The 12,977-nt window shown below is 53.9% G+C and carries 11 protein-coding genes, 1 tRNA gene and 1 other RNA gene; 4 read left to right on the top strand and 9 right to left on the bottom strand.

All coding sequences use genetic code 11. The features are described 5' to 3' along the window. Window positions 1–4: 4 nt before the first annotated feature. A complete protein-coding gene (locus I6J23_RS06510; protein ID WP_204581380.1) occupies window positions 5–1,132 on the bottom strand; it encodes an LLM class flavin-dependent oxidoreductase in 1,128 nt (375 codons plus the stop codon). 110 nt (window positions 1,133–1,242) lie between these two features. Then, a complete protein-coding gene (locus tag I6J23_RS06505; RefSeq protein ID WP_204582963.1) occupies window positions 1,243–2,010 on the bottom strand; it encodes a (S)-acetoin forming diacetyl reductase in 768 nt (255 codons plus the stop codon). A gap of 269 nt (window positions 2,011–2,279) precedes the next feature. On the opposite strand from I6J23_RS06505, the gene I6J23_RS06500 reads away from it, so the two are divergent. Then, window positions 2,280–2,352 (top strand) — tRNA-Ala (locus tag I6J23_RS06500). Between the two features lie 77 nt (window positions 2,353–2,429). Here I6J23_RS06500 and pgm read toward each other — a convergent pair. The 3 genes from pgm to I6J23_RS06485 form a co-directional block, all read right to left on the bottom strand. Next, complete coding sequence (gene pgm / locus I6J23_RS06495) at window positions 2,430–4,061, bottom strand: phosphoglucomutase (alpha-D-glucose-1,6-bisphosphate-dependent) (RefSeq protein ID WP_204581379.1); 1,632 nt, start codon at window positions 4,059–4,061, stop codon at window positions 2,430–2,432. Between the two features lie 250 nt (window positions 4,062–4,311). Continuing rightward, window positions 4,312–5,085 carry a DsbA family protein gene (locus I6J23_RS06490; protein WP_204581378.1) on the bottom strand — a complete coding sequence of 258 codons (774 nt, stop codon included), beginning with the start codon at window positions 5,083–5,085 and terminating at the stop codon, window positions 4,312–4,314. Window positions 5,086–5,213: 128 nt separating this feature from the next. Continuing rightward, entirely contained in the window at window positions 5,214–5,711 is a 498-nt protein-coding gene (locus tag I6J23_RS06485; protein ID WP_239454857.1) for a MauE/DoxX family redox-associated membrane protein, read from the bottom strand. Between the two features lie 251 nt (window positions 5,712–5,962). Here I6J23_RS06485 and I6J23_RS06480 point away from each other — a divergent pair, with 251 nt between their 5' ends. The 3 genes from I6J23_RS06480 to I6J23_RS06470 all read left to right on the top strand — a co-directional run bounded on the left by I6J23_RS06480 (window position 5,963) and on the right by I6J23_RS06470 (window position 8,984). After that, window positions 5,963–7,381, top strand: coding sequence for an alanine/glycine:cation symporter family protein (locus I6J23_RS06480; RefSeq protein ID WP_204581376.1), 1,419 nt, complete (start codon window positions 5,963–5,965; stop codon window positions 7,379–7,381). A gap of 104 nt (window positions 7,382–7,485) precedes the next feature. Beyond that, entirely contained in the window at window positions 7,486–8,115 is a 630-nt protein-coding gene (locus tag I6J23_RS06475) for a DNA-3-methyladenine glycosylase I (RefSeq protein WP_204581375.1), read from the top strand. A 74-nt stretch (window positions 8,116–8,189) separates the two neighbouring features. Further along, on the top strand, window positions 8,190–8,984 hold the full coding sequence (locus I6J23_RS06470) for an HdeD family acid-resistance protein (protein ID WP_204581374.1): 795 nt from the start codon (window positions 8,190–8,192) through the stop codon (window positions 8,982–8,984). Window positions 8,985–9,021: 37 nt separating this feature from the next. Here I6J23_RS06470 and I6J23_RS06465 read toward each other — a convergent pair whose 3' ends face one another. From I6J23_RS06465 to smpB, 4 genes are all read right to left on the bottom strand, one after another. Beyond that, the gene (locus I6J23_RS06465) at window positions 9,022–10,473 is read right to left on the bottom strand and encodes a glycosyltransferase 87 family protein (RefSeq protein ID WP_204581373.1); all 1,452 of its coding nucleotides are present in this window, start codon (window positions 10,471–10,473) and stop codon (window positions 9,022–9,024) included. Between the two features lie 149 nt (window positions 10,474–10,622). Continuing rightward, window positions 10,623–11,000, bottom strand: a transfer-messenger RNA (tmRNA) gene (gene ssrA / locus I6J23_RS06460). Between the two features lie 50 nt (window positions 11,001–11,050). Beyond that, window positions 11,051–12,259, bottom strand: a complete 1,209-nt coding sequence (locus I6J23_RS06455) for a hypothetical protein (RefSeq protein ID WP_204581372.1) — start codon at window positions 12,257–12,259, stop codon at window positions 11,051–11,053. An 87-nt stretch (window positions 12,260–12,346) separates the two neighbouring features. After that, window positions 12,347–12,898, bottom strand: coding sequence for an SsrA-binding protein SmpB (gene smpB, locus I6J23_RS06450; RefSeq protein WP_046202618.1), 552 nt, complete (start codon window positions 12,896–12,898; stop codon window positions 12,347–12,349). Between the last annotated feature and the right edge of the window lie 79 nt (window positions 12,899–12,977).

Below are 12,977 nucleotides of genomic sequence, written 5' to 3'. Positions count from 1 at the left end.
TAGCTTAGCTATTTTCTTCATATGCCTTAACCGGCTGGACGAGGTGGAACGGAGAATCCGGCCCTTGAGCCACCAGCGATGCATGCGTCGGGGGATCCGATGGGACGTGCGCTGGGCGTCGCGCCTCAAACTCGCGACGCAACACCGGGACGACTTCCTTCCCCAGGATTTCGATCTGCTCCAGTACGTTGTCCAGCGGCACACCGGCATGATCAACCAGGAATAGCTGACGCTGATAGTCCCCAACAGCATCGGCGTACCCCAGGTACTTTTCTATAACTTGCTCCGGCGTACCAACGGTCAACGGGGTCATGGCTTCAAACTCTTCGAGCGTTGGGCCGTGGCCATAAACAGGTGCATTATCAAAATAGGGGCGGAAGAACTTTTTAGCTTCTGCTTCCGTCTCCGCCATAAAAACGTGACCACCAAGGCCGACGATTGCTTCGTCGGCAGATCCGTGGCCGTAGTGCTCATAGCGCTCGCGGTAAAGCTTCACCATCTGCTGGGTGTGCTCGATATTCCAGAAAATGTTGTTGTGGAAGAAACCGTCGCTATAATAAGCGGCCTGCTCTGCGATTTCTGGCGAGCGGATGGAACCATGCCACACAAATGGTGGCGTATCGTCCAACGGTCGCGGGGTGCTCGTAAAGCTTTGGAGTGAGGTACGAAACTCACCCTTCCAATTCACCACGTCTTCGCGCCATAGCCGGCGCAGTAGGTGGTAGTTCTCAATAGCCAGCGGAATACCCTTACGGATATCTTTACCGAACCACGGGTACACCGCACCGGTGTTGCCCCGTCCCATCATGAGATCGATGTTGCCGTCAGTGAGGTGCTGCAGCATGGCGTAGTCTTCAGCGATCTTCACTGGATCATTGGTGGTAATCAGCGTGGTAGACGTCGAATACAGCAGTTTCGGGTATTTGGCGGCGAGGTGCGCCAGTGCCGTCGTGGGGCTCGAGGAGAAGAACGGAGGGTTGTGATGCTCGCCGATCGCGAAAACATCTAAGCCAACCTCTTCCGCTTTGCGGGCCATCGCGTCCCAAGCCTGGATGCGCTCATGCTCGGTAGGCGTCTTTCCAGTAGTGGGATCAGTAGTGATGTCGCTAACAGTGAATAGTCCGAACTGCATCGTTCAATCCTTCCCTCGATGGTGGGAAAAACATTTACATGACATATCAACAAACCGTCATGAAAAGTATTCCCATGCACCACTGACTGGCACTATCGCAGCTAAGGGGCCTAATTAAAGACCATGCCACCATCAATCAGGAGCGCTTGCCCTGTCATGTAATCCGAGTCTGGGCCGGCAAGATATGACACACATGCCGCTACATCCTCGGGCTTTGACAAACGACCCAACGTAATATTCTGCGCGAACTGCTCCATCCCCCACTCGAATGGCTTATCAGCGTTGTCAGCAACCTCCTGAGCAATACCACGCATCATCGGCGTATCCACAATGCCCGGGCAGTAAGCGTTGACCGTAATCCCATACTTCGCAAGATCACGAGCAGCCGTCTGAGTAATACCCCGAATAGCGAACTTCGTAGCACCGTAAACGGCCAATTCAGGGTTACCCACCTGGCCTGCCTGCGACGACGCGTTAATAATCTTTCCGCCAGTCTCTTTCATGTACTTCATCGCAGCCTGGATTCCCCAGAGGGTTCCGCCAACGTTAACGTCGAACACCTTGTGGTACAGCTCAGGGGTGATATCTTCCAGCGGGGTCGTCGGGCCAAGACCAGCATTATTAACGACGACGTCCAGACGCCCCAGTTTCTCAACGGTCTCGTCGACAGCCGCGAAGACAGAATCGCGATCCGATGCATCAACGTGTACAGCGATAGCCTTACCACCATCCTGCGCCGAAATGTCCTGGGCGACTTTTTCTGCCGTGTCATTGTTAAAATCCGCCACGGCGATGGCAAAACCGTCGTCGGCTAACCGCTTTGCGATAGCCTCACCAATACCCTGACCAGCGCCGGTTATAAATGCGACCTTCTGCATCATGAATCCTTCCGTAACGCTATTTCCCCACTCATTCGAAGCAGCGCACCATCGATATCGGGGGGTAAGTGACCAGAAAGACACATCAAGTGAGTGGACACTTACTTACACACTCAGTGTACGCGGAAAAGAGACCCCAGACCGACAAAATTTGCGCACGTACGCCGACACTCTGCTGACTCATTAGCAACTATCTGTCAACGGAATAAACCTACCCACCTGGTGATTTGTCTAAAATCTTCTTGATGAGTAAATTAATCGTGGTCTAAGGGGCTATGGCGCAGCTGGTAGCGCACCACACTGGCAGTGTGGGGGTCACGGGTTCGAGTCCCGTTAGCTCCACATCATCCCTGGTCAATGTTGACCAGGGATTTTGTTGTACGTACTGGAAAAGACCGGGCCTTGATAAGGCCAGGCCTTTATTTGCCTAGAACGCCTTCAACAAGCTGCTGCGCCTCGTGCTGAACGTCGGCCAAGTGATCGTCACCTTTGAAGGACTCCGCATAAATCTTGTATTTATCTTCGGTGCCCGAGGGCCGAGCAGCGAACCACGCGTTCTCTGTCACGACTTTCAGTCCGCCAATCGCCGCATTGTTACCGGGCGCTTCGGTCAGCTTGTTCGTGATCTCCTCCCCAGCCAGAGTCGTCGCGGTGACGTCCGACGGGGACAACTTCTTCAACCGATCTTTCTGTTCACGGTTAGCCTCGGCGTCGGTACGCGCGTAGGCGGGAGCGCCAAACTCCTCCGTCAATTCCGCGTACCGCTCGGACGGCGTCTTGCCCGTTACCGCTTTGATTTCGCTGGCCAGCAGGTTAAGAATCAACCCGTCCTTATCCGTTGACCACACGGTTCCGTCGAAGCGGAGGAATGAAGCCCCCGCCGACTCTTCGCCACCGAAACCAATCTCGCCTGATATCAGACCCGGGACGAACCACTTAAAACCAACAGGAACCTCAACAAGCTTGCGGCCGAGTTTTTCCACGACACGGTCAATCATCGACGACGACACCACCGTCTTCCCGACGGCCGTCGAATCTGCCCACTGCGGGCGATGCGCGAAAAGATAATCAATGACGACGGCCAGATAGTGGTTCGGATTCATCAGACCAGCGTCGGGAGTAACTATGCCGTGGCGGTCAGAATCGGCATCATTGCCCGTCGCGATGTCGTACTTATCGCGGTTATGCACCAACGACGCCATTGAATTCGGGCTGGAGCAATCCATGCGGATTTTACCGTCTGTATCCAGGGTCATGAAGCGCCATGTCGCATCGACCAGCGGGTTAACCACGGTGAGATCTAGCCGGTGCTTATCTGCAATCGCACCCCAGTAATCGACCGATGCACCACCCATCGGATCAGCACCAATGCGGACCCCTGCATCGCGAATCGCATCAAGATTGACGATCGACGGAAGGTCATCAATGTAATCCGACATGAAATCGAAGGGCCGGAGGTAATCTCCCCAATCCGTGACGCCGCTGACAGGCGTGCGTGTGACCCCTTTGAGCCCCTGCGCGATGTACTCGTTAGCACGATCCGCGATCCACCCGGTTGCATCCGTCCCGGCAGGGCCACCCGTCGGGGGATTGTATTTAAAGCCTCCGTCCCGCGGTGGATTGTGAGACGGCGTGATCACAATGCCATCAGCCTTCGGATGCTCATGCGTAAGAATCGCGTGGGACACAGCAGGCGTCGGCGTGTACTTCCCCGCGGAATCCACAAGCGTCGTCACTTTGTTGCCGACGAGGACCTCCAGGGCAGAAATCATCGCTGGCTCTGACAAACCATGCGTATCCCGCCCAACAAATAGCGGACCGTCTATGCCTTCTTTTGTGCGGTAATCGACGATGGCCTGCGTCGTTGCAAGAATGTGATCCTCATTAAAGGCGGTGTCCAGTGATGACCCCCGGTGCCCCGACGTGCCAAAAACGACCTGCTGATCGATGTTTTCCGGATCAGGATGTTTCGTGTAATACGCAGTGACAAGTTCGGCGAGGTCAATAAGATCCTCGGGCTGAGCTAGCTGGCCAGCGCGGGGGTGTGCCATGATGGGCCTCCTCAGAAATAAGACAACGCTGATAATTGGCGACAATACAAACTTTCATCCTCCAGTTTCCCCCTTTTCGACGAAAGCCGCACCCTCATATCCCCACGTGGGGGCTTTTCACAAGCGGTATCTGTAGCCGCCACAGGGGACACCGAAGAGGGCAGAGAAAAAGGGAACCAGTCTCTTGTTGACTGATTCCCTCATATGACGCGTCTTAATTGAGAGTCTTTTCGGGCCCGGTGAATATCGCTTATTCGACCTTGCCACTTTCGGCTCGGGGCACCCAATCTTCGAAAGTGTGCTGGTCAGAGGACTGCAACTTGAGTTCTTTACCGTTGACGAAGACGCGCGGGCTAGACACCTGCCCATCGCCTTCCTTGGTTAGCTTCTTTTCATTGTCCTCAGCCAATTTCAGGGCGTCCTTGTGATACTTCGCGTCCTTGATGTCTTTCACGACACCCTTGGATGCACCCATATCCTTGGCAAGGTCTGCAAAGTTGTCATAGCCCCACGAACCATAAACTTTCTGCTGGTTTTCAAACAGGCTGGCTCGATAGTTCCAATACAGCTTTCCGTCACCCGACTTGGCCACCGCGTACAGCGCCGTCAAAGCCTTGGTTGCTGGGCCCTGCTCGTCAAGCTTTCCGTTCTGACCTTTATCCAGGAAGTTCATCGTGCGGATATTCAGGTTCAGCTTTCCCTGATTGACAGCGTCGAGAAGGGATGACCCAGTGCTCGATTCCAAGTCTGCACAGTGAGGACACGTTAAGTCGTCATACAGGTCGACGGTGGGAACGTCTGATTTAGCATCGCTGCTCTTAAAGTTCGCTGTCGAGCCGTCAAGAGTGAAGTCGGCTGTGACATCGGCTTGATCTTTCGCGGCGTCACTTGAGGACGAGCTGTTGTTCTTGTCATTAATAATGACAAAGCCAATCACCACGGCGATAATGATAACGATGACGGCAATTGCCCAGATAAAGCCGTTGTTTTTCTCATTTGGCGCTTTAATCTTGTTACTACTCAATGAAGTCCTCGCAGTTTACTTTTCAAGTGGTGACGCGAACCAGCATCGCGCCCATAGCTTTCCTAGTTTACGTATTCCTTTCATGTAGGGAACCCTCCGGTGCCCTCTTTAGAACCCGTCAGTGCAAACTACGGGTGCAATGCGAACCTCTTGTACGGCCGCCACACGGTCCATAACGAAAGTACTATAAACCCGAGGTCGCGTCCTATCTCGGTTAAATAGGTAGCCGGGCCCGCGTTAGGATCCGCTCCGCCACCGCCGAAACACCCGCAATCAATACTGAGCCCTCGGGCCCACGCAGAAATGATCGCGATAATAAATACAGTCAATAGACCGATCGAGATCACCGCAGCTGGGCGCAAGAAAATCCCGAGAAGGAACAGCACACCCAACGCGATTTCAAACACCGGCAACCCTGCCGCGAGAGGTGAAATAAGATCTCTAGGAAGAATCTCATACGCATTTATTGCCTGCTGAGTCTGTAATGAATCACTCAACTTTGAAAATCCACTGATGATCCATACAGCAGCCATAGCCAGCCGAGTAATCAAGCTGATGATGTCGAGAATGAGAGACCTATGGCTTTCTTGTGAGCCCGCGTTTCCGCTCTGTACCACCGTATCCATGTACTTCCATCTTTCGTGTGAACGGCACATCCGTTTCCGGGTACCTCGCAATGGAGCTCTAGCATAGCCTCACGGGCATTGCCACGGTAACCCACTCCTGGTCGATTCTCGCCGCCGATCCCTTTTCTTTTTTGATTAAGCCTGGTAAGAACTACCTCACCGACGTGGCGCGATGCTACATCTATGTTAATTCTTCACATTTTCCGAGGATTTAATAAGTTTCTTCACAGGCAATCTGTATCTTTTTATCCATGGATTCCTTCTCCTCCTGGCTCTCCGACGTCGATTCCGTCGTATGGGGCCCATTCGTCCTCATCCCCCTGCTGCTGGGGACCGGCCTGTGGCTGACCTACCGCCTACGAGCCGTGCAGTTCCGTAAACTCTTCTCAGCCTTACGGTTGGGGTTGCTCGACCGCGAAGACGATGGCGGGGAAGGCGATATCACGCAGTACCAAGCCTTAACGACGGCCCTCGCCGCGACTGTCGGTGTCGGCAATATTGTCGGTGTTGCGACAGCTATTTCAGTGGGTGGCCCCGGTGCTCTGGTATGGATGTGGATCACCGGCCTCGTGGGGATGGCCTCTAAGTATTCCGAAGCCTTCCTTGGAGTTCGGTTCCGCGAAACTGACAGTCAGGGCACGATGTCCGGCGGTCCGATGCGATACCTGACCAAAGGAATCCCCAACGGTTTTGGCACCTTTCTAGGATGGTTCTTCACCATCGCTGCGATCATCGCCAGCTTCGGTATCGGCAATTTAACCCAAGCCAATGCTATCGCGTCAGGACTTGAGGATTCGTTCGACATTGACCCATGGGTGTCCGGAATCTTCATGTTTATTCTGGTTGGTGCGGTGTTACTCGGCGGAATCCAAGCGATCGGGAAAATCACATCTGGTTTCGTCCCGTTGATGATCCTGGTGTACATCGTTGGCGGCACTGTAGTCCTAGCTATGAAAGCCGATCAGATTCCTCACGCCCTCGGTCTTATCTTTACCGACGCATTCACGGGTACTGCCGCAGTAGGCGGATTTGCCGGATCGTCGATCATCATTGCCATTCAAATGGGTGTAGCCCGAGGCATTTTCTCTAACGAATCCGGCATGGGTTCTGCAGCTATCGCAGCCGGAGCGGCCAAAACCACTCACCCGGTGCGACAGGGCCTCGTGTCTATGACTCAGACCTTCATCGACACGATCATAGTGGTAACGTTCACCGGGCTCGTCGTCATTACGACGGGGGTGTGGGACCACGGTGAAGATGCTGCCGGCACCATGACAGCTGATGCATTCTCCTCCGCACTCCCCGGCCAGTGGGGCGGAACAATCGTGTCATTATCCATCGTTTTCTTCGCCTTTTCCACGATCTTGGGGTGGTCCTATTACGGCGAGCGATGCGCACAGCGGGCCTTCGGGCGCTGGGGATCTCTCCCCTACCGGATGGTGTTTACCGCAATTGTCTTTGTCGGAGCAACGACGGAGCTAAGCACAGTGTGGACATTCGCCGACCTCGCAAACGGCCTGATGGCCATTCCTAACTTGATCGGTCTACTCGTACTTTCAGGCCTCATCGCCCGCGAAACCAAGGCTTACCTCGACTGGGATCCGCGATTGAAAGCAAATGCAGAGCAATGTGCGGCATTCCTCAAAGAACAGGGAACCGACTGGCGGTGATCCCTTCGCTGGCGGTGGCCCTTCCCTGGAAAAGCCGCAACCGGTCGGGAAAGCCGCAACCGTTACTGGGGCATATCGAGCTCACGGTATGCCACACTCGTAGTATGTCTGGTCTAGAAGGTAGGGACACCTCACACGAACGTCGGTCTCCTGATCTCGTGATTGGCGCAGACGGGCGAGCACGTCCTCCATGGGCAGCATCGGATCCGCTGCTGATGGAGTACTACGACACGGAATGGGGCGTACCGGTGAAATCAGAATCGGGCGTGTTCGAACGCCTTACTCTAGAGGCGTTTCAATCCGGATTATCGTGGTCTACCATCTTGCGTAAGCGACCCGCTTTTCGGGAAGCGTTCGCCAACTTTGACCCACACATCGTCGCTACTTTCAACGACGATGCGGTGGCATCACTGATGACAAACCCGAAAATCATTCGTAATGAACAAAAAATTCGAGCAACTATTAGGAACGCACAGGCAACTCTTAACCTTCACGAAGAAAATTCTTATCTTTCTGACGTGGTCTGGTCCTATGCTTCCCCGACAGCGTCCAGGCCTTTCCGATTATCCGACATCCCCTCACACACGCCAGAGTCAACAAGACTAGCGGACACGTTGAAGAAGAAGGGCTTTTCTTTCGTCGGCCCGACCACAATGTTTGCACTTATGGAAGCATTGGGAATCGTCGATACCCATCTCGTCGGCGCTTATCACCCCATGAATTCCGTCCATTAATTACCTTCCTTACAAGGAGGTAGGGGACGGAAATAAAGAAACACAGAAATGCAGCAATAGAGAACTGGAGAATCATGACTAATAATTCATCAACGCCAGGCGATAGCAACAAGAAAGGCAAGGGAACTCCCGACGATCCCTTCGAGCCCGACGCTGTCTACGGCCCGGATGGCCGACGGGCTGACGGTGGCTCGACGCATAATAACAACCGGTCCTCAGATGGTTACGATCGCGCTGGGGGATATTCCTCAAGGTATACCTCCGGGAGTGGAAGCAGCTCAGGCTTTGGTGGGCTTGGGTCTTTAATGAGCGAAAGCCCTATAGCTGCGGTTGCATCCAAAGGATCTGGATGGCTGGCACTGTTAGGAGGACTAGCAACGGTCGTCGGCCTCGTTGTGGCGATCTGGCCTCATGCTGGAATCAGCGTTTTTGCGTGGGCCGCTGGGATCTTCTCCATTCTCGCAGGAGGCACACTTGTTTGGTTTGGTCTCACTAACAGATCCATCCCCGTCCTCCCCGGTATCGGTGCCTTCTTCGGCATCCTCCTAGTACTAGCCGGCATCGGCGCCCTGATTTCACCCCAAAGTTTTGGCGCAGTCATTGTGATCGCAATCGGCTTCATGGCTTTAGCTCAAGGTTTCACAACGTTTAGCACCGGCCGAGTGATCTCCCGGGTGTCGGGATCCTCCAGCTACCTGACGTGGAGCGGAATCCTCTCCATCATTTTGGGTGTCATCTTTATCATCGCTCCCCTGACGAGCCTCTATAGTTTGACCATCTTGATGGGGATCATGCTCGCCGCCTTTGGGGTCATGATGATCATCGCGGGCGTCCGTGGCCGGAGGTTCTTTTCGTCGTCTCGCCGATAGCGTCCGGACGTAATCATCCACCTAGTGCCTATCAGCACTACTTGATCTCTGGGCCGTAATAGGCCCAGGCTTCATGCTCTCTAAAATCACTTTGCCCCTGCGACACGAAGATTGGGGACTCCCGATCTATCCTGCCCGACCCATCGCCAAACCATGTGTTATCTGGTGACGCCGCCTGCTCATCGCGGCCACGAACCGCGTCGATAACCAGAACCACCGAATACCACAGGGCAACTACAACGAGAATAGCGATACCGGTGTACACAAAACTTCCACGAATAATCGCTGGATCCGAGGACTTATTCTGTTGGAAGTGCTTGAAAGCAGGCACGCTGTACTGACTGACAAACGGGATGTACATCACGCTGACGAGGACCACAGCGCATAACCCCACCAGCTGGTCTAGTGACCACCGCACACGCTCGTTCTGAATCAACCTGATTGGCGCCGTGAGACCACGCGTAATGGCGTCGATAAGCAAGACTGCTAGGGGGACGAGGAAAACCCAATGATGGAACCATGAAAATGGGGCAATAATTGGCGCAGTTATTCCCGAGAGGCACATGGCCATCGCTAAGTTACCGCGTTTAATAGCGCCATAGGCTGCAATGCAGAAAACCAGGACGATCGCAATCGACAGCTCGATCCATACCGTCATTTGGTTGTCGATATGCAGCCGATACAGTACTCCGCGGAGGGACTGAGCCCCTGGGTTACTTTGGGGCCCAATCCGGTCCGTATTGAACATGTAGTGGGTCCAATACTTCGCTCCGTCCGGGATAATGACGCACCCGGCAACGATTGTTGAAGCAAAAACGACGACAGCGGTGATCACCGCCTTCCATCGTCGCTCGAGGATAAAAATGAGTATCGAGAACGCGGGGGTAAGTTTTATACCTGCGGCAAGGCCAGTTCCTATTCCACGCCCAAAATTCGTTTTGCGACGAAGAAAATCCAAAGCCACGAGGCCCATCAAATAAATATTGACCTGGCCAAAAAAGAAGGTGCCTTGAACTGCTGAGAGATTAAATGAGGCGAATACCGTGGCCAAGGAAATGATAATAAGTGAAAACGACCATTTATAGCCACGTTGTCTCAAAATCCCTAAGATCACCGCGAAGAGGACAATCAAGGAGCCTATCTGCCAATATACGGCAAGAGTTTTGCGATCAACCAATGTCATTGGGGTGAACGCAACAGCCGCGAAGGGCGGGTAGGTAAAGGGTAAGTTGAAAATATAGTTCTTGCCATACAAATTATGTCCCTCGGAAACGTGCTGGACAGCCTTGTAATAAATGGAAAAGTCCAAGGGCCAGACAAACAAATTGCCGAGATCTTTATTCCGTACACTGGACGAGGTGTAACGAATAATCGCCCAAACCGCTAAAAAGATCATCCCGAGAGATATGCCAAGCCCACCTCGGATGGGCTTTCTCTCTAGAGCCGGTTCATGAGTCGGCTCGTATTTTTGCGGACGACGAATTTGCACAGCGTCGATAATATATTGTGACCTCGCCACGTCCTAGCCCAGCCCGACCTCACTCATAAACACCCTTGAAGCACGTTCGATACAACGTTGATGACTGGGGATTATGACTTGTACGACGAAACCCCGGTCTGTTACGACCGGGGTGTGTCTGGTGGAGCCGCCGAGAATCGAACTCGGGTCCTCCGTCATCGCGCCAGGGCTTCTCCGTGCGCAGTTCGCGCGGAGTCTCTGCTCGACCTTCCAGATCAGGCGAACTTGTCTGGATGACAGGCCCAGTTGTCAGTAAGAAGTCCCACAACGCCCCGACAACACAACGGTGTGGCGAGTTCCCTCAACGATGCCAGGATCCAGGCCGGGAACGAACCTGGGCTGACAGACACGCTTCGCTAGATTAGGCAGCGAGAGCGTAGTCGCGCTGAGTATTCTCGGCGCTTATCAATGTGCTACGACGCTTAACGGTGGTCTCTAGCCTGCACCGGCACGCTTCCCCTGGCTTGAAGAACGGAGTCGAAACCAAAATCGGCCCCTCATCACACGTTTGCGGGTACGCATGCGAAACAAACGTGGAGAATCGAAGTTACTCCGGGTTCTCAGATGAGTCAAGGGGCTGGGAACTTGGCTCATCATTTTCAACGGCGACGTCATTCCCCTTAGACTTCTTGACGGGGGACGCGTTATCAGAAGATGTGGTGTCAGGCTGAGCCGCCGCGAAGTTGCGTTTCGTGTTCTTCGCGCGCTCCGATTTCCTATGATTCCGCCACGCCGTCACACCGACGACGAGCCCGATAACGATGGGAACCCACATCCTCGGATGGTCAATAAGGAAAACAAGCCAATCCGGAAGAGGGATTGACGGTAGGTTCCAATCTGGCCATGGAATGTGAGGCCATGAAATATGGGGCCACGGGATATGTGGCAACGATATCGAAGGCCAGGGAATATGCGGCAACGGTATGGAAGGCCACGGAATATTGAAGTCAGGCAATAGACCAAGAAGCCAATCGACTATTCGGCCGAGGAGCGGAAGAACAATAAAGACAAAGATCGCCCATCCAGCCTTTGATGTGCCCGCGATCATGGGATAGAGAAATCCCTTCCACGGCGATTCTTGCATCTCCGCAAAACGGCGTGCTGACCGGGAATCTGCAGGCGGTTCGAGGGCTAAAACAGTATCCTTATCCTTTTTATAGAAGGCCGACATCAGCTCCCCCAAAGGATTCACATCGACCTGAACACGCGGTTTATCTCGGGGAGAGCGACTATTGGTGTATTCACCGGGCTTGAGGGGCTTCTCGGCGGGCAATACATATTTCGACAGCTTCTCTAAACGGGCATAGGGTTCGTCTTCAATCTCAAGGAGCAATCCCTTGGATGCTGACGCTTCCCATCGTTCAAGAAAGCTTCCTGTTTTGCGCCCTAGTCTCCCCCGCTTCGTGACCCATTTGATTCGCCGCGCCATCGAAGTCTTAAACTCGCGGTCGGATTTCGCGAACGCTTGGGCAACTTCTACTTGATTCCGTCGCTTCTTTTCTTCCTTATCCTTTGGGGCGTCCTTGTCTTTTTCGACGTCCTCGCCGACTCCCTTGTCGACGTCCTTCGAGCCCCCTTTACCCTTTGCGTCCTTCTCTTTCCCGTCCTCGTCTTTGTCATCGGTGATGATCTCCGGCCAACCCGCGTCGATAGTGCGCAGATGTTCAGGGGTAGCGGTGGTTAACTTGATGGCACCACGGGTCGGATGCTGGGCGGCCCATACTTCGGGAGCGAACAGATCTGAGTCCCCCATCATTGCTCCTCCCTCAAGTAGGCCAGTACAGCTAAGTATTTTTCATACTCAATCACATCTGGCCAGCAATTACTACCCCGAAACCGGCCCCTAGCCCGTCAGGCCCTTCACGCGCCTGCCGAGGGCACGAGTTGCCTCCCGCTCTTCGGTCCGACGCTTGATATCTTGGCGACGGTCATAGTCCTGTTTACCGCGGCCCAGAGCTAATTCCACTTTCAATTTCCCGTCGGAAAAATACAGGCTCAACGGAATCAGCGTGTTATTGCCGTCGCGCACCTTGCCCATGATGGAATCAATCTCGTTGCGGTGGAGCAGCAACTTTCGCGTCCGCCGGGGCGAATGGTTCGTCCAGTGCCCTTTGGAATACTCCGGAATGTGGAGGTGCTGCAACCACACTTCGCCGTCGTCAATCGTCGCGAAGGAATCAATTAACGACGCTTTCCCCTCGCGGAGGGACTTCACCTCAGTCCCGACGAGCTGAATCCCAGCTTCCCACGTATCAAGGATGGTGTAGTCGTGACGCGCCCGCCGGTTAGTAGCAACAACCAACCGTTTGTTCGCGTTCTTTTTCGACGCCTTCGACTGGGCTTTCTTTTTACCCTTAGCCGCCCCGTGGTCAACTAATGTCGCTTTTTTCGCCACGTCGAACTCCTCACAACTACATTTCCATCATCGACACAGTGCGCACCGAACGCGATGCGCACAACGCACATCGCGCTAC

It is taken from the genome of Corynebacterium kroppenstedtii (assembly GCF_016894245.1).
GTDB lineage: Bacteria > Actinomycetota > Actinomycetes > Mycobacteriales > Mycobacteriaceae > Corynebacterium.
The sequence above is the reverse complement of the archived record's forward strand: the minus strand, read 5'-3'. Positions and strand labels throughout refer to the sequence as shown.

What these genes read in the sequence shown, in the direction of transcription:
- I6J23_RS06510 (WP_204581380.1), bottom strand. Translation starts at nt 1,132, where the DNA reads ATGCAGTTCGGACTATTCACTGTTAGCGACATCACTACTGATCCCACT.
- I6J23_RS06505 (WP_204582963.1), bottom strand. Translation starts at nt 2,010, where the DNA reads ATGCAGAAGGTCGCATTTATAACCGGCGCTGGTCAGGGTATTGGTGAG.
- pgm (WP_204581379.1), bottom strand. Translation starts at nt 4,061, where the DNA reads ATGGCACACCCCCGCGCTGGCCAGCTAGCTCAGCCCGAGGATCTTATT.
- I6J23_RS06485 (WP_239454857.1), bottom strand. Translation starts at nt 5,711, where the DNA reads ATGGATACGGTGGTACAGAGCGGAAACGCGGGCTCACAAGAAAGCCAT.
- I6J23_RS06480 (WP_204581376.1), top strand. Translation starts at nt 5,963, where the DNA reads ATGGATTCCTTCTCCTCCTGGCTCTCCGACGTCGATTCCGTCGTATGG.
- I6J23_RS06475 (WP_204581375.1), top strand. Translation starts at nt 7,486, where the DNA reads ATGTCTGGTCTAGAAGGTAGGGACACCTCACACGAACGTCGGTCTCCT.
- I6J23_RS06470 (WP_204581374.1), top strand. Translation starts at nt 8,190, where the DNA reads ATGACTAATAATTCATCAACGCCAGGCGATAGCAACAAGAAAGGCAAG.
- I6J23_RS06455 (WP_204581372.1), bottom strand. Translation starts at nt 12,259, where the DNA reads ATGATGGGGGACTCAGATCTGTTCGCTCCCGAAGTATGGGCCGCCCAG.